We start from the raw sequence: 16,265 nt of genomic DNA, 5'->3' as shown, positions 1-16,265 counted from the left end.
ATCCGGAACTGTTCTCTCAATTTGCTGGATGTCTATTCCCGTTATATTATAATCAGCCCTTTGCAAGAAATTGAGAATCGCTCCTTTTTTGCTCTCGTTATGAGATATCATGCCTTCGGTATATGCGACATTATCTTCCAGCCCCATTCGATGCTGGAAGGTAAAATGGGCTTTAGCCCAGTTCATAACCGTGTCCATTTCTTCTGCCCCTACATTTACTTTGTTGTAGGCAGCAAAGACCGAGACATTCTGGAGGCAATAAAGCGAAATTTGCTCCTTCGCCGCCTGTCCTAGTTTGACTCTCTTGGAATTGAATGTGATTTGTGATATACCGTCCATGGTAACCCGTTCATAAATGGTGGCAGGCTGCTGTGACGGATATGTCAGCAATTTCTCATACAATACTATATTATTGCTAACGGTGAGATTGTAAACATATTTTTTCTGGCCAATGTAGAATCCTATTGAAAACTCAGATGGCTGATTTGGTGTCTCACTTGCAAGAAGGAATGGGATGGCTCCGGTAGGCTGGTCTTTGTTTTCCAGATATTGGAACCAGAAGTTTCTCAGGAATTCAATCGCAGACACAAGATTTGTCTTCCCGGATGCATTTGCCCCATACACAACGGCAATGCGTAGGATTCTAACTTCTGGTGCGATTTCTACAACCTGAAAATCTTCGTATTTTTTATCTTTTGTGGCTTCGTAATTAAATACAACTTCGTCTTTGAAAGATAAGAAGTTTTTAATCTTAATGTACTGTATCATAATGGTTTATTGTTATTTGCATCTAATGTTTCCAGCAATCTTCCGCCACATTTCTCCAAATCTGCTTCTTTATCTGATTTCATGGCGTTTCTGCCAGGAACACAGTAAAAGAGGATAGTGAACAATGGAAGCAAGGTGACTTCACCGGCTATTACCATACTTTGGTTTTTAATATTTGCGATTTTTCTGCAAATATAGAAAACTAAATTCAAATAATCGTTATTCGGTTGAAAAATTTCTGCAATTCCAACAATTTTGATATTTATTGCAACAGATACATATCATCTGCGCGAGATGTCCAACAATCTCTTCGAGATGGAGCATGCTAGTCCTGAACAACAATGATGTTATGTCATCCAGATAATTCATCTGTCAATTGGGTCTGTGGGTAACCATCGGAGTGCAAAATAATTTGTAAATCAAATAATTAGTGTTATCTTTGCAACCCCTGCAAAATGTGTGGGGAGTTGTAACCAACAGATTCTCAGCTATATGCTTGGTTTTTGGATGGCTGTGAAGCGTACCCTCAAACAAAGTTGAATATAAATTTCTGATTGGGAAACTGGTGGCAATGCAACTATGTTAAACTTAAATAATTAATACCAATGCCTGGATTAATTGGAACAAAAATCGGAATGACATCCGTATTCGGTGCAGATGGAAAGAATATTCCTTGCACCGTGATTCAAGCTGGTCCTTGTGTAGTAACTCAGATCCGCACCGTAGAGACAGATGGCTATGAGGCCGTTCAGCTCGGTTATGGTGAGGCAAAGGAGAAACACACCAGCGCCCCTCTTATGGGACATTTCAAAAAAGCCAACACCACTCCAAAACGCAAACTCGTTGAGTTCGCAGCAGATTTTGCAAAGGAGCTTGCTCTTGGCGATACACTTACAGTAGCAGATGTATTCTCTGGTGAGGACATTTGGGTTGACGTAACAGGTATCTCCAAAGGTAAAGGATTCCAGGGTGTTGTAAAGCGCCATGGTTTCAATGGTGTAGGTGGTCAGACACACGGTCAGGACGACCGTCTGAGAGCTCCCGGTTCAATGGGCGCATCTTCTTGGCCATCAAGAGTATTCAAGGGCAAGAGATTGCCTGGTCACATGGGATCTGACAGGGTTAAGGTTCTCAACCTCAAGGTTGTGAAAGTTATTCCTGAGCACAATCTCATTCTTGTTAAAGGTTCTATTCCTGGAGCCAAAGGTTCATACGTAATTGTGGAGGATTAATTGTTATGGAAGTAGCAGTATTGAAAATTGACGGTTCAGAGTCAGGAAAGAAAGTTACTCTCAACCCTGCAGTCTTTGGCATAGAGCCAAACGACCATGCAATTTATCTTGATGTAAAGCAGTTCCTCGCAGACCGCCGTCAGGGTACACACAAGACCAAGGACAGAAGCGAAGTTGCTTACAGCACAAAGAAGATCATCAGACAGAAAGGCGGTGGCGGAGCACGTCACGGCAGCATCAAGGCCAACACATACGTAGGTGGCGGCAGGGCTTTCGGTCCGGATCCAAGATACTATGGATTCAAGCTCAACAAGAAGGTCAAGATGCTTGCTCGTCATTCAGCTCTTACTTACAAGGCTAATGAGAACGCTATCACAGTAGTTGAGCCATTTGCAATGGCGGCACCTAAAACAAAGGAGTTCATTGGTATTCTCAACAATATCAAGTCAAACGACAGAAAGGTTTTGTTCGTGCTTCCTGAGAACTCAAATAATATTTACTTGTCCTCACGTAATCTTGAGAATGTCAAAGTGATTTCAGTGAATGAAATCAACACTTATGAAATCGTAAACGCCACCAGGCTTGTTATGGTTGACGGTGTTCAGGACATGATCAAATACTAATGGAGGATCAATAAAAATCGGCGAAGATGGCAATATTGATAAAACCAATAGTAACTGAGAAACTCACGGTTCTTGGCGAGAAGCTTAACCGTTATGGTTTCATAGTAGAGCGCAGCGCTAACAAGATTGAGATCAAGGCTGCGGTAGAGCAGATGTACAATGTTACAGTAAAGGATGTAAATACTGTAAACTACCATGGTAAGAAGAGACACCGCTATACTAAGGCGGGTATGATGTCAGGTCGTGATAACCACTTCAAGAAAGCGTATGTTACACTGGCCGGAGAAGATAAGATAGATTTCTACAGTAACATTTAAGAGGCATGGCATTACGTAAATTCAAACCCGTAACTCCGGGTCAGAGAAATAAGGCTATAAGCGCATTTGACGAAATCACATGCTCTACTCCTGAAAAGTCATTGTTGAAGCCTTTGAAGAGCACAGGCGGACGCAACAACCAGGGTAGAATGACAATGCGCTACTTGGGCGGCGGTCACAAGAAAATGTACAGAATCATTGATTTCCTCAGGAACAAGGATAATTACACCGCTACCGTTAAAACAGTTGAGTACGATCCTAACCGTAGTGCAAGAATTTCTCTTGTTGTTTACGGTGATGGCGAGAAACGTTATATCATTGCTCCTGCCGGCATCAAGGTAGGTCAGGTTATAGCTTCAGGTTCAGGTGTTGCTCCTGAGCTCGGCAATACTCTTCCATTATCTGAAATTCCGCTCGGAACAAACGTTCATAACATTGAACTCGTTCCTGGACAGGGTGCTGCAATGGCAAGAAGTGCAGGTTGCTACGCTACAGTAGCAGCCAGGGAGGGCAAGCACGCAATTCTCCGTCTGCCTTCAGGTGAGACCAGAATGGTTCTCACAACCTGCAGAGCTACCGTTGGTATAGTATCCAACATTGATCACAACTTGGAGTCTCATGGTAAAGCCGGCCGCAGACGCTGGCTGGGCCGCAGGCCAAGGAACAGAGGTGTTGTAATGAACCCGGTTGATCACCCTATGGGTGGTGGTGAAGGCCGTGCTTCCGGAGGACATCCTCGTTCAAGAAAGGGCTTGATGGCTAAAGGTTTCAAGACAAGGAACCCTAAGAAGACTACTAAGAAGTTTATTATTGAAAGAAGAAGTAAATAACGGAATTAAACTTTAGAGTATATGAGTCGTTCATTGAAAAAAGGTCCTTATATTGAGGTAAGCCTGGAAAAGAAAATTCTTGCCATGAATGAATCCGGCAAGAAGGACGTAGTAAAGACCTGGTCAAGAGCCAGCATGATATCTCCTGATTTCGTTGGTCATACTATAGCTGTTCATAACGGAAATAAGTTTATTCCTGTTTACGTTACTGAGAATATGGTAGGTCACAAACTCGGCGAGTTTGCACCAACAAGAACCTTCAAGGGTCACGCAGGTAATCGTTAATAATCAATTAAAAACAGATTACAAATGAGTGTTCGTAAACATAATATGGCCGAGAGGCTTAAAGAGATAAAGAAACAGACAGCTATAGCTAAGCTGACTGACATTCCTACCTCACCTAGAAAGATGCGTCTGGTAGCGGACATTATCAGAGGTGTTGAGGTTAACAAGGCTTTGGATATTCTCAAATATTCAAAGAAAGAGGCTTCCGTTCGTATGGAGAAGGTTCTCCGTAGCGCAATAGCAAACTGGGAGGCAAAGAACCCTGACGACAGAAAGGAGTTGGAGAACGGTAATGTCATTGTTTCAACCGTTATGGTTGACGGTGGCCGTATTCTCAAGAGAATCAGAACAGCCCCTCAGGGCAGAGCTGCAAGAATACGCAAGCGTTCAAATCATATCACTATCATTGTAGGCAAGAAAGCCGTAAAGGAAGAGGAGACTAAATAATGGGACAGAAAACTAATCCAATCAGCAACAGACTTGGTATCATCCGCGGTTGGGACTCTAACTGGTACGGTGATTATGCTAACGGAATTCAGGAGGATTACAAGATCCGCAAATATCTTGACACCCGTCTTCCAAAGGCAAGCGTTTCCAAGATAGTAATTGAGAGAACTCTCAAACTTATCACTGTTACAATTCATACAGCTAAACCTGGCGTTATCATTGGAAAGGGCGGCCAGGAAGTTGACAAACTTAAAGAGGAACTCAAGAAAGTTTGTGGCAAAGAGGCTCAGATCAATATCTTTGAGGTCAAGAGACCTGATGTTGACGCTAACCTTATAGCTACCAACGTTGCAAGACAGGTTGAGGGTAGGGTTTCATACCGCAGGGCTATCAAGATGGCCATTGCTACAGCCATGAGAATGGGTGCAGAGGGTGTGAAGGTACTCATCAGCGGTCGTCTCGGCGGTGCTGAAATGGCTCGTGCAGAGATGTTCAAGGAAGGCAGAACTCCTCTCCATACTTTCCGTGCAGACATTGACTATGCATTGGCAGAGGCCAATACAAAGGTTGGTGTTCTCGGTATCAAGGTATGGGTTTGCAACGGTGAGATTTACGGCAAGAGAGATCTTACTCCTAACACAGGTATTGCAGCTAACGCACAGGCAGCTTCAAACTCTCCAAGAGGCGAGCGCAGAGGTGGTGACCGCAGAGGTGGCAGAAATGACCGCAGACGTGGTGGCAACGGCCCAAGACGTAACAACAGAGAGCAGGAGTAATACTTGCTTCCTTATACAGAAAAAGGTGCTGGATTTTTTCCGGCACCTTTTTTTAGGTTCATACGGAGCGTGATTATCTCCTTAATACAGCTTGATTGCAGGGTCTATGTTCTTCCCGAGATAATCCATATCCAGTTCAAAGTAGTGGATTGGGAACAGAGCCTTTGGCATAAGTGCGCCGGCGGCCTGAACAAAGGCCTCGTCACTCATGGTATATGGCAGGTTCTTAGGCAGGAAGGCAATGTCGGCTTCGTGAGGAATGCCGCTTTCAGGATTGCTCATTTCAGGGATGAACTCGCTGTCGCCGGCAAAGTATATTACAAAATCATCCTCGGATTCCTTCTCAGGCTGGTTCATGAGCGTGATTACGTAGCCGTTGCCATAGCCTTTTGGATGGAAAGGATTGCCCTCCGGGTTCTTCTGGTTAATGTTGTATGCTACAACAGCCTTGATTGCCATAAGGCCGAAATTGCCGCTGACAATGCAGTTCTCACCGTTTGCAAGTTCCTTTACATTATTGTTGAAACCATTGCGGCGCAATAGCCCGGAAATGGCAGGTGCAGTTACAAAGTTTGTGTTCTCATCTACAATATGAGCCAGAGCCTTGGAATCGTAGTGATCATAATGGTCGTGCGAAATAAGTATGAGGTCAGCTTTTGGACGGCCCGAAAAATCGGCAACTTCGGAAAATGGATCGGTGTAAATGGTATATCCATTTTCCAGAGTAAGCTTTACACAGGCATGGCCTATGTGCTCTACGTCCATAAATCCTAACGGCGTAGAGAAACGTTCGGTACTGTTCATGTCAAGTAGTGATAATGAAATAATTGGAAATAAGTGATTTATTTGTCTTCAGGAATATCGTCGGCATCAATTGCCGGTCTGTTTGCAAGCGCTTCCTTTGCCTTGAGGTAGTCCTCATCGTTGACCATAAGCTTTACTGCAAGCAGCCCGGTGTTGGGCCATGCAATGCAGTTGATGTTCCTGTTGAAAACCGCGGCCTGTATTCCGCAGTCTTCAAGGTATGCTCTGTCGAGTTCGGCCTGGAACAGATCGGAATATTCTTCAAGTTCCTTCATAGTCCTGAAATTATTGTCGTTTTTAAGTAATGGTTCAGTTTCCAAAATTAATAAATTTTCGCTTGAAAATTTTTCTTAATTTTGATAGCTGGAAACAAATTTACCTGAACATACTATGAAAAGACTATTTTTACTCCTGATGCTTGCCTCAATGGCTATGGCATCTTCCTGCAATTGCGGTGAATGCAACAAGAAAACAGCTCTTCTTGACCTTGAAAAAATGGCATCTGCGGACAGCGTGCTCAATGAAGCCATTGCCCAGGGCAGAATGCCCGGTGCAGTACTGGCTGTGGTAGTTGACGGTGAAACCGCTTATATGAAAGCATACGGAAACAGAAGCGTGTTCCCTGATACCCTTCCTATGACAGTTGAAACCGTATTTGACATGGCATCCTGCAGCAAGTGCATTGGTACTACAATGTCAATGATGCATCTTATGGAGCATGGCGGTTTCCGACTCGGCGATAATGTTGATATGTATATCCCGGGTTTCCGCAATTGGGTTGATCCGGAGACAGGGGAGGAGACTCCTATCACCATTTATGACCTTCTTACACACGCTTCAGGACTCCCTTCATACGTAAGTCCTGATGTTGTGATTGCAAAATGCGGCGTTGACGATTCTGATTCCCTCATGAACTACATTGCTCAGATGCCAAGGCTTTACAAACCTAAACAGGATTTCACATACAGCTGCCTGAACTTCATCACTCTTCAGAACATTCTTCAGAAGATTACAGGAAAGAAGCTTTGCGATTATGCAACAGAGAATATTTTCAAACCTCTTGATATGAACCATACCTGCTATAATCCTGCAGCAAACAACAATGAGGAAGTTATGGCTCTGGTTGCACCTACCGAGAAGAAGGACAGCACCAGCTGCCTGCTTGGTGAGGTACACGACCCTCTTGCACGCGTGCTCAATCACGGAAATTCAGGCAATGCAGGTGTATTCTCCTGTGCAGAGGACCTTTGCAAGATTGCAAAATGTCTTATGAACGAAGGTAACTACAATGGCAAGCAGATCATTGGCAAGATAACTTTCCAGAAAATGATAACTGTTCCTACAGGCTACGAGCATCTTGGCCGTGCACTTGGCTGGGACAAGCAGTCAGGCTATTCATGGAACAAGGGGAATCTCTTTACCGAGGATGCTACAATATGCCATACTGGCTATACCGGAACATCATTCGTTCTTGATACAAAGAACAAGGTTGCTGTTATCCTGCTTACCAACAGGGTTCATCCATACGACAAGGGCGGTCTTGGAAGAATCACAGCTCTTGTAAGCAACATTGCCGCCGCATCGGTTCTTTAGGAACCCGAACTCCACTGCGTGGGGAAACGTTTCGCAAGCCTCCCGCAAGTTCTTGAAAAGTAATAAATTAAATGCTTGCAAAACTTGAGTATTACCATCGCTGTAGAAAAATAATAAACGATAATACTATGAAAAAACTTTTCCTATTACTGATGCTTGCTGCTTTTGCAGTATCATCCTGCTGCAATTGCAATGATGGCAGCAAAAAGGCTCTGCTCGATCTTGAAAAGATGAAAGCGGCCGACAGTGTCATAAATCAGACTATTGCCGAAGGCCTTATGCCGGGTGCGGTCCTTGCCGTTGTTGTTGATGGCCAGACTGCCTACATGAAAGCATACGGCAACAAGAGCGTGTTCCCTGATACCATTCCAATGACAGTTGAAACCGTGTTCGACATGGCTTCCTGCAGCAAATGCGTTGGAACCACAATGTCAATGATGCATCTCATGGAGCACGGCGGTTTCCGTCTTACCGATCCTGTGAAGATGTACATTCCAGGGTTCGAGGGCTGGGTTGATCCTGAAACCGGCAAGGAAACCGACATCACAATCCTTGACCTTTTCACACATGCTTCAGGCCTTCCTTCATACGTAAGCCCTAATGTTGTAATCGAGAAGTGCGGCGTTGACGATCCGGACTCCCTGATGAACTATATCTGCCACATGCCAAGACTCTACAAACCTAAACAGGGTTATACATACAGCTGCCTCAACTTCATCACCTTGCAGAACATACTTCAGAACATCACGGGCCAGAAACTCTGTGACTATGCCACCGAGAATATCTTCAAGCCTCTTGAGATGAAGCATACCTGCTACAATCCTGCAGCAAACAACAATGAGGAAGTGATGGCTCTTGTTGCTCCTACAGAAAAGAAGGATGAGACCAGCTGCTTCCTGGGTGAGGTTCACGACCCTCTTGCACGTGTGATGAATCACGGCAATTCAGGCAATGCAGGTGTATTCTCCTGCGCTGAGGACCTCTGTAATCTTGCCAAATGCTATATGAATCAGGGTAATTTCAACGGCAAGCAGATATTGAGCAGGATTACCTACAAGAAAATGATAAGCATTCCTGCAGGCTACGAGCATCTTGGCCATACAATAGGCTGGGATCTGTGCTCAAGCTACACCGGCACAAGGGGAGAGGTCTTCACTTTTGACAAGACCATCAACCATACCGGATATACAGGCACAGCCTTTGTTCTTGATACGGAGAACAATGTTGCAGTCATTCTTCTCTCCAACAGGGTACACCCTATTGATGGTGACGGTATCATGAGATGCCGCGCCCTTGTATCCAACATAGTTGCAGGCGCAGTGCTCCAATAGAACGTTTTCCCAGATGTACACAATAAAGGTGCCCGATTCAAAAAATCAGGCACCTTTTCTTGCTCGCTGGCACTGTTGAATTTTGGATTAATTATATATTGTGAATTGGATGGACGTTATTCTATTATTCTTGTCATATATAACTAAAAGTTCCGCCCAATCACTGAAAGGTACGTGATATTCATTTGGAGTTCCTTTGTCAACAGGCATATTCAGTTGTTCAACTTTGGAAATGTTGTCACCAACTTTCAAGCCTCCTTCAATCTCTGAGGTGAAAGCTGCAAATCCTGGATCATCTATTACAAATTCTCCACCAACTCCGTCAAATGAAAAATAAAACCTGCTGCTGTGCCCATAATAGAACGTCATACCCAATTCATCTTCCCGATATGAATCAGGAGATCCTAATTTGGCAATGACTTGTTTTTTGCTGTATATGCTTTCGCCATCTATTTTCAATCCGTTTATATCTACAAGGGGTAGAATGAGTTCCTGTGCATGGTTGAATATGCTATCTGTTTTCAATACATCTGCATCTTGTGAAAATGTAAAATTTGAAATCAACGTCAGTAATAGGATAATTGTTGTTATTTTAATGGTCTTCATAATATTAATCTTCATTTAAAGTTCCTATTTCACTATATGGTCTGGTGTTGCAAACAATATGTTCGAATCCCTTATAATCCGGTGTCAGATTGCCGTTCAAATAAGGTACTGGATTAACTGGGATTCCGTTTTTGCTTGTTTTCAGATGCAGATGAGGAATGATATACTTTCCGTTTGCATTTCCTGTTATTCCGGTATAACCTATTATTTCTCCTTGATATACAATATCATTCACGGCAAATGGCACTCCGGTTCTTGGATTTATTGCAATGGCATTTTCTGCCTGCAGATGAAAATTTCGGATGAGGGACTTGAAAAATTCAGGTGTCCAGTGTTGTGAATTAAAAGATATACTATAACTTTGTAAATAATTAAATACGTATTAATTTAATGTACATTTAATTATGAAATTCCACGATAGACAGAAAGAATTGGAAATTCTCAGAAGAAACTGGAAAGGTTCGGAAGAGCAGTCGTTGTTTACCGTGCTTATCGGGCGCAGGCGCGTTGGAAAAACCGCTTTGTTACTCCAAGTGGAGAAGGAGCAGAATATGCTGTATCTGTATGTTTCCAAAGATAATGAGCATGTACTTGTTGAAAAATTCCAAAAAACCGCAGAAAATGTGTTGGGGTTGCATATATATGGAAAACTTTCCACATTCGCCCAGTTCTTCGAGCAGATTATGGAATACGGAAGAGAACATCATTTTACTTTGGTCTTTGATGAATTTCAGAATTTTCTCAAGGTGAATCCGGCCATTCCAAGCCATATTCAGGATATCTGGGACAGGTATCAAAAACAAACCAAGGTGAATATGATTGCTTGTGGCAGCATATACAGCATGATGCATAAACTGTTCAACAATGAAGATGAGCCTCTTTATGGCAGAAAGGATTGCGAAATAAGACTTCTTCCTTTCCGCATATCGGCAATCAAGGAGATATTGCAGGAGTACAATCCGGATTATATATCCGAGGACCTGTTATGCTTGTATATGCTCACCGGAGGAGTAGCGAAATACGTTGCCCAGCTGATGGATTCCAACTCAACAACAAAGGAGTCCATGTTGAAATGGGCAACACAAGCTGGCAGTCCGTTCCTGGTTGAGGGCACGGAACTGATTATGTCGGAGTTTGGTAAGGAATATGCCAATTATCTGAGCATTCTTCAGAAAATAGCCGGTGGAATGACTGTGCAGAATCAGCTGGACAGCATAATAGGCAAGAATACCGGAGCCTATCTGAAGACCCTGGACGAGGATTATAACTATGTGCATAAGCTGCAGCCAATGTTCAGCAAGCCCGGCAGCAGGAATATACGCTGGTACATTGATGACTGCTTCCTGCGTTTCTGGTTCCGTTTCATACTGCCTAATCAAGCTCTTGTGGAGATCGGCCGCAATGAACTGCTGCTTGAATTGGTGGAAAGAGATTATTGTGAATACACGGGGCATGTTCTTGAACAGTATTTCCGCCAGAAATTCGGAGAGGAGAATCGCATCACTTCCGTGGGTTATTACTGGGACCGTAAGGGCAATAATGAAATTGACCTCATTGCACTGAATGATATTGACAGGACCGCCATTGTTGCCGAAGTGAAAAGAAACGCAGACAATTACAACGGAGCACTTCTGGAGAAAAAAATCGAGACCATCAGAAATGAATTTGGAAAATACGATGAAGTGAAATTGACCGGCCTGTCAATGACTGACATGTAATTTAATTGTATTCGCTATCTTTGTAGAAACTGAAAAATTCAATATCATGCTCAAACTTCGTGCTTTTTCTAGGATTATACTGCTGGCCGCGTGCCTGACGGTGGCGCAGATTTCATCCGCAAGGGATGTGAATGACGTAAGGCTTCTTTACTGGAACATTCAGAACGGAATGTGGTCCGACCAGCAGAACAATTACAACAATTTCGTGGATTTTGTAAAGAGTCAGGATCCTGATATATGCGTATGGTGTGAGGGGGCAAGCATATATTACAGCGGAACGGCTGATTATCTCAAGACCAACGACGAGAAATATCTGCCTTACAACTGGGATGAACTGGCTGCCAGATATGGTCACAACTATGTTTATGTAGGCGGCTGGCGTGATGATTATCCACAGGTTGTGACATCGAAATTTCCTATCAAGAATGTAAAGCGTATTCTTGGCAATCCTGAGGATGTGATTGTAAGCCACGGTGCCGGCTGGGTGCAGATAGAAGTGCAGGGCCGGACTATGAATCTTGTAACCCTGCATACCTGGCCTCACCAGCACGCATATATGGCTGAAGACCAAGAAAAGAGCAAGGCTGAGAACGGCGGTCACAAATACCGCGCACGTGAAATGAAATTCATCTGCGACAATACCATCAATACAGTTCCTGATGCAAGGAACCAGTACTGGATGATGATGGGTGATTTCAATGCACGTTCACGTGTTGATGCCGCACAATATGATTATCCCGAGGATTCGCCTGCATACCTCGTGCACGATTACATCAAGGCAAACACTCCTTACAGGGATGTCCTTGCAAGCTGGAACGGCAAGAAATTCGTTCCTTCGGTTGCCGGCAAGTCGCGCATTGATTTCATATACGCCACGGCTCCTATGGTCAACCGCATAAGGGACGCAAAGATTTATCCTATGGAAGGCTGGCTCAAGCCTGTGCGTGACCCTAAGAAGCTCAGCAACTTCTATCATCCGTCTGACCACATGCCAATTGTTGTTGATTTCAATCTTGGCACTGAGGCCAGCCGCGCGCAACTGGAACCTGAGTGGCACAATCTTGAGAATGGTACGCAGTGGGCAACAATCGAGGACGAGGTATTCGGAGGCAAGCAGTTCATTTCAGTGTTCCGCTATCCTGCAAGGAAGTTCATCACCGAGGTTGCGAATGACCCGGGCCTTACCAAGCCGAGGAAGCCTGAATACCCATCGGCAGTGGATAATGAAAAACCTGCTGCAAAGACTTCTGTCTTCGGAGAGAGGTATGGCGCTCTGGCAGCCATAAATGCCGGCTACTTCAACATGCGCACCCTCTTCCCTGTCACATATGTGAAGGATGGAGGCGTGCAGGAAGGCCGCACCAGCGCAGATGAGATGGAGCGCTCCAACGGAGTTGTTGCCTTCAAGAAGCATAAGGTGGAGATTTTCTACTGCGATAGTCTTGGATATGAGAAGCGTCTGAAAAACTATGACGAAGCCATCTCCTGTGGGCCTGTGCTCATAGAGAACGGCGTTGTGCAGGGCAGCTGGCCCGACAGCGGTTTCTATTTCTGCAGGCACCCAAGAAGCCTGATAGGGACCGATGCCAACGGTTATGTGTATCTGGTTGTGATTGACGGACGTTTCCACGGCCAGGCCGAGGGCGCTACAATACCTGAAACTGCCGAGATTGCCCGTGCTCTTGGAATGACAAATGCATTGAACCTTGATGGCGGTGGCTCAAGCGCGCTCTGGGTGAATTCCTTGGGAGTCCTTGGACATCCGTGCGATAATGGAAAATGGGATCACGTTGGCGAGCGCACTGTCCCTAACGTGATAATTGTTAAATAGCTGCCTGCTAATTGTTAACCCAAAGACTGTTAATACAGAAGGCAATGAGAAACAGGAGAATCACAGAAATCAATTCAAAAATTCTGATACCTCTCTTTAATTCTTTTTGCGTTTCGGTCTTGACAAAGCATCCCAATACGAATTTACAGGTTTTAATGACAGCAAGGATGAACACCATCCAGAATAGAGTGTAAGCTCCGGTAATCATAATGATAATTATTAATGTTTATCCAAAATTAACATACAACGAGCAGACTTGCAAATCTGAGGATTATCGCCAATTGTGGAAAGATTGTGTAAGTTCAAAACGTGGACGGTGATTTTTGGTTTAGCGAATAGTTCACGCGGTGCATTGCTGCCCGAAAAAGACCTGTCCATGTGAACCTTGCCTGAGCGCATTCCAGCAAGGCTTTGGTGGACAGGTGTGCCCTTTTGGGTGAGACCTGTCCAAGTGTCCGCTGTCATAGCGCATTACTGATGTGCTTGCATGGACAGGTGTTTTTCATGTTCGCAGATTCACGCGCAGCTTCACTCTGAAACGCTGCTGATCTGCAGCCGGAACGCTTCGTCCATACATCTTTGTGGCACCAATAAATCGCAATACTGAGCACACTGCCCGTGAATTTTATCGTCCGAACAGCGGATGCTATGTCACCGCTATTTTCACCAGAGCACAAGGGTTTGCACCTGAGCTGGCTTGGGGCAGAGCCCCAATAAAAAATAGAGGCATACCTTGTATGTCTCTATTTTTTGAATAAAGGGTGGAAGGAGGGACTCGAACCCTTGACCCCTGGTGCCACAAACCAGTGCTCTAACCAACTGAGCTACATCCACCATTTGGGACTGCAAAGGTATGACATTTTTTCAAATGTGCAATATTCTTGGTGTACTTTTTCTTTGGTTGGCCCAAAATCATATTTTGTATGTTCAATGAAAGAACGGCTCTGGATTTTAAAATCCCAGAGGTACAAGGAAGTTTGTTAACTATTTTTAAGGAAAATCATTTTTCTTTACTAACTTTGTAGGATTCATAAGGGAATTAATAATTGTAACATAAACAAATATTTAACACACTATTTATGGCTCGTGAGATTAAATTTTCTCTGGTGTACAGAGATATGTGGCAATCTTCAGGAAAATATACTCCAAGGGTTGACCAGCTTACAGAAATAGCACCTGTGATCATTGACATGGGATGTTTTGACCGTGTTGAGACCAATGGTGGCGCATTCGAACAGGTAAATCTCCTTTATGGCGAGAATCCTAACAAGGCAGTAAGAGAGTGGACAGCTCCTTTCAACAAGGTAGGTATTCAGACACATATGTTGGAGAGAGGTTTGAATGCTTTGCGTATGAACCCTGTTCCGGAAGACGTACGTTATTTGATGTACAAGGTAAAGAAAGCACAGGGTACAGATATCGCCCGCTCTTTCTGCGGTTTGAACGATCATAGAAACCTCAAGGGATCAGTTCTCGGTGCAAAGGCCGGCGGAATGATTTCACAGGTTGCCCTCAGTATGACCTACTCTCCTGTTCATACCGTTGAGTATTATATGGGTGTTGTTGACCACGTTGTAGAATATGGTTGCGACGAAATCTGTCTTAAGGATATGGCCGGTATCGGTCGTCCTGCATTCCTTGGCAGACTTGTAAAGAACATCAAGGACAAATATCCACATATCAAGGTTCAGTACCACGGACATACAGGTCCTGGCTTCTCAGTAGCTTCAATGCTTGAGGTAGCACGCGCAGGCGCCGATTATCTCGATGTTGCAATCGAGCCGCTTTCATGGGGTAAGATTCATCCGGATGTAATCACAATCCAGGCCATGCTCAAGGATGCCGGTTTCCTTGTAAAGGATATTAACATGAACGCATACATGGAGGCAAGAGCTCTCACACAGAAGTTCATTGATGACTTCCTCGGATACTTCATTGAGCCAACCAACCATCTCTGCTCATCACTCCTCGTAGGTTGCGGCCTTCCAGGCGGTATGATGGGATCCATGATGGCAGACCTCAAGGGCTTCCACAATGCTATCAACATGGGTCTGAGGAATCAGGGCAAGAAAGACCTTTCACTTGACGAACTCGTAGTGCTCCTCTTCAAGGAGGTTGAGTATGTATGGCCAAGACTCGGTTACCCACCATTGGTAACTCCATTCAGCCAGTACACAAAGAACACCGCCCTGATGAACCTCATGCATACTCTTAAGGGTGAGCCAAGATGGAAGACCATTGACCCTGATACAATGAACATGATCATTGGTAAGGCTGGTAAACTTCCAGGCGAACTTGCTCCTGAGATAAAGCAGATTGTAAAGGACAGGGGTCTTGAGTTCTACACAGGCAATCCACAGGATGCATTCCCTAACGAGCTTCCTAAGTTCATCAAGATGATGGAAGAGGAAGGTTGGGACAGAGGACAGGACGATGAGGAACTCTTTGAGTTTGCTATGCACGAGCGCCAGTACAGAGATTACAAGAGCGGTGCTGCAAAGGCACGTTTCGAGCATGATCTCGAGGCCGCAAAGGAGAAGGCAAAGGCTCCTATCATTGTTAAGCGTCCTGTTGTTGAGATACCTAAGTTCGACGTTGAGAAGATCGTTGCAAAATATCCTAACGCTACCCAGATTCAGGTTCCTGTCAAGGGTCAGGTTGTATGGCAGTATGATGTTGCTGACGAGGGTCAGGCTCCTGTTGTTGGAACACAGTTCAAGGCTGGCGAACCGGTTTGCTACGTTCAGGCTTACTACGGCATGGAAGAGGTTAAATGTCCTATCGACGGCAAGCTCGTTGCTGTAACAGCAAAGCAGGGTGACAAGGTACAGAAAGGCGAGATCATCGGTTTCGTTGAGTAATCACAGCTTTGGATTTTCAAGTGCCCGCTTCCTCAGGAGGCGGGTTTCTTTTTTCTACAGCGATAGTTCATTACACCACTCTTCGCAACTCTCCGCTTGTTTTTCGCAAGTTTTCGCATTCCGCAGGTTCGCGGCCTCGTTTGGATGCTGCACTCGTGCCTCCTCCCGTTTGGTTGCGTCAGGCACTTCATCTGAAAAACTTTGCCTTTCCTTGGCAAAGCTTTTTCATATTCCACTGCCTGC

18 protein-coding genes and 1 tRNA gene are annotated in these 16,265 nt (G+C 44.6%); 12 read left to right on the top strand and 7 right to left on the bottom strand.

The window, feature by feature from the left end; genetic code table 11:
* Positions 1-768, bottom strand: a 768-nt coding sequence (locus tag AC06L3_RS07015) for an AAA family ATPase (protein ID WP_475669907.1), incomplete at its 3' end; no start/stop codon positions are given.
* A complete protein-coding gene (locus AC06L3_RS07010; RefSeq protein ID WP_475669906.1) occupies positions 765-926 on the bottom strand; it encodes a hypothetical protein in 162 nt (53 codons plus the stop codon). The genes AC06L3_RS07010 and AC06L3_RS07015, both read right to left, overlap by 4 nt.
* Positions 927-1,373: 447 nt before the next feature.
* Here AC06L3_RS07010 and rplC point away from each other — a divergent pair, with 447 nt between their 5' ends.
* The 7 genes from rplC to rpsC are packed head-to-tail and all read left to right on the top strand — an operon-like array spanning position 1,374 to position 5,278.
* Positions 1,374-2,000, top strand: coding sequence for a 50S ribosomal protein L3 (rplC, locus tag AC06L3_RS07005; protein WP_475669905.1), 627 nt, complete (start codon positions 1,374-1,376; stop codon positions 1,998-2,000).
* 5 nt (positions 2,001-2,005) lie between these two features.
* On the top strand, positions 2,006-2,623 hold the full coding sequence (rplD, locus tag AC06L3_RS07000; protein WP_475669904.1) for a 50S ribosomal protein L4: 618 nt from the start codon (positions 2,006-2,008) through the stop codon (positions 2,621-2,623).
* A 26-nt stretch (positions 2,624-2,649) separates the two neighbouring features.
* The gene (rplW, locus tag AC06L3_RS06995) at positions 2,650-2,940 is read left to right on the top strand and encodes a 50S ribosomal protein L23 (RefSeq protein WP_475669903.1); all 291 of its coding nucleotides are present in this window, start codon (positions 2,650-2,652) and stop codon (positions 2,938-2,940) included.
* A 5-nt stretch (positions 2,941-2,945) separates the two neighbouring features.
* The gene (rplB, locus tag AC06L3_RS06990; RefSeq protein ID WP_475669902.1) at positions 2,946-3,770 is read left to right on the top strand and encodes a 50S ribosomal protein L2; all 825 of its coding nucleotides are present in this window, start codon (positions 2,946-2,948) and stop codon (positions 3,768-3,770) included.
* A gap of 21 nt (positions 3,771-3,791) precedes the next feature.
* Entirely contained in the window at positions 3,792-4,055 is a 264-nt protein-coding gene (rpsS, locus tag AC06L3_RS06985) for a 30S ribosomal protein S19 (RefSeq protein ID WP_475669901.1), read from the top strand.
* 24 nt (positions 4,056-4,079) lie between these two features.
* Positions 4,080-4,502, top strand: coding sequence for a 50S ribosomal protein L22 (gene rplV / locus AC06L3_RS06980; RefSeq protein WP_475669900.1), 423 nt, complete (start codon positions 4,080-4,082; stop codon positions 4,500-4,502).
* Positions 4,502-5,278, top strand: coding sequence for a 30S ribosomal protein S3 (gene rpsC / locus AC06L3_RS06975; protein ID WP_475669899.1), 777 nt, complete (start codon positions 4,502-4,504; stop codon positions 5,276-5,278). The genes rplV and rpsC overlap by 1 nt, the downstream gene beginning before the upstream one ends.
* Before the next feature lie 81 nt (positions 5,279-5,359).
* Here the strand turns inward: rpsC and AC06L3_RS06970 are convergent, their stop codons facing one another.
* Together AC06L3_RS06970 and AC06L3_RS06965 are read right to left on the bottom strand one after the other, a co-directional pair.
* On the bottom strand, positions 5,360-6,043 hold the full coding sequence (locus tag AC06L3_RS06970; protein ID WP_475669898.1) for an MBL fold metallo-hydrolase: 684 nt from the start codon (positions 6,041-6,043) through the stop codon (positions 5,360-5,362).
* 77 nt (positions 6,044-6,120) lie between these two features.
* Positions 6,121-6,357 (bottom strand): putative signal transducing protein, encoded by a 237-nt coding sequence (locus AC06L3_RS06965; RefSeq protein WP_475669897.1) that lies wholly within the window; start codon positions 6,355-6,357, stop codon positions 6,121-6,123.
* Between the two features lie 115 nt (positions 6,358-6,472).
* On the opposite strand from AC06L3_RS06965, the gene AC06L3_RS06960 reads away from it, so the two are divergent.
* Complete coding sequence (locus tag AC06L3_RS06960) at positions 6,473-7,675, top strand: serine hydrolase domain-containing protein (protein ID WP_475669896.1); 1,203 nt, start codon at positions 6,473-6,475, stop codon at positions 7,673-7,675.
* 128 nt (positions 7,676-7,803) lie between these two features.
* Positions 7,804-9,006: a serine hydrolase domain-containing protein gene (locus AC06L3_RS06955; protein ID WP_475669895.1), complete on the top strand. Its 1,203-nt coding sequence runs from the start codon at positions 7,804-7,806 to the stop codon at positions 9,004-9,006.
* Between the two features lie 87 nt (positions 9,007-9,093).
* Here AC06L3_RS06955 and AC06L3_RS06950 read toward each other — a convergent pair whose 3' ends face one another.
* Positions 9,094-9,612, bottom strand: coding sequence for a hypothetical protein (locus tag AC06L3_RS06950; protein ID WP_475669894.1), 519 nt, complete (start codon positions 9,610-9,612; stop codon positions 9,094-9,096).
* A gap of 404 nt (positions 9,613-10,016) precedes the next feature.
* On the opposite strand from AC06L3_RS06950, the gene AC06L3_RS06945 reads away from it, so the two are divergent.
* Together AC06L3_RS06945 and AC06L3_RS06940 are read left to right on the top strand one after the other, a co-directional pair.
* Complete coding sequence (locus tag AC06L3_RS06945) at positions 10,017-11,330, top strand: ATP-binding protein (RefSeq protein WP_475669893.1); 1,314 nt, start codon at positions 10,017-10,019, stop codon at positions 11,328-11,330.
* A gap of 46 nt (positions 11,331-11,376) precedes the next feature.
* Positions 11,377-13,161, top strand: coding sequence for a phosphodiester glycosidase family protein (locus AC06L3_RS06940; RefSeq protein WP_475669892.1), 1,785 nt, complete (start codon positions 11,377-11,379; stop codon positions 13,159-13,161).
* A 759-nt stretch (positions 13,162-13,920) separates the two neighbouring features.
* Here the strand turns inward: AC06L3_RS06940 and AC06L3_RS06935 are convergent.
* Positions 13,921-13,996: transfer RNA gene (locus tag AC06L3_RS06935), tRNA-His, on the bottom strand.
* A gap of 244 nt (positions 13,997-14,240) precedes the next feature.
* Here AC06L3_RS06935 and AC06L3_RS06930 point away from each other — a divergent pair.
* On the top strand, positions 14,241-16,022 hold the full coding sequence (locus tag AC06L3_RS06930) for a biotin/lipoyl-containing protein (protein WP_475669891.1): 1,782 nt from the start codon (positions 14,241-14,243) through the stop codon (positions 16,020-16,022).
* 32 nt (positions 16,023-16,054) lie between these two features.
* Here the strand turns inward: AC06L3_RS06930 and AC06L3_RS06925 are convergent.
* A partial coding sequence (locus AC06L3_RS06925) for a hypothetical protein (RefSeq protein ID WP_475669890.1) occupies positions 16,055-16,265 on the bottom strand: 211 nt, incomplete at its 5' end.

The organism is Candidatus Egerieousia sp. (assembly GCF_056211015.1).
This window is presented reverse-complemented; position numbering and strand designations above follow the sequence as displayed.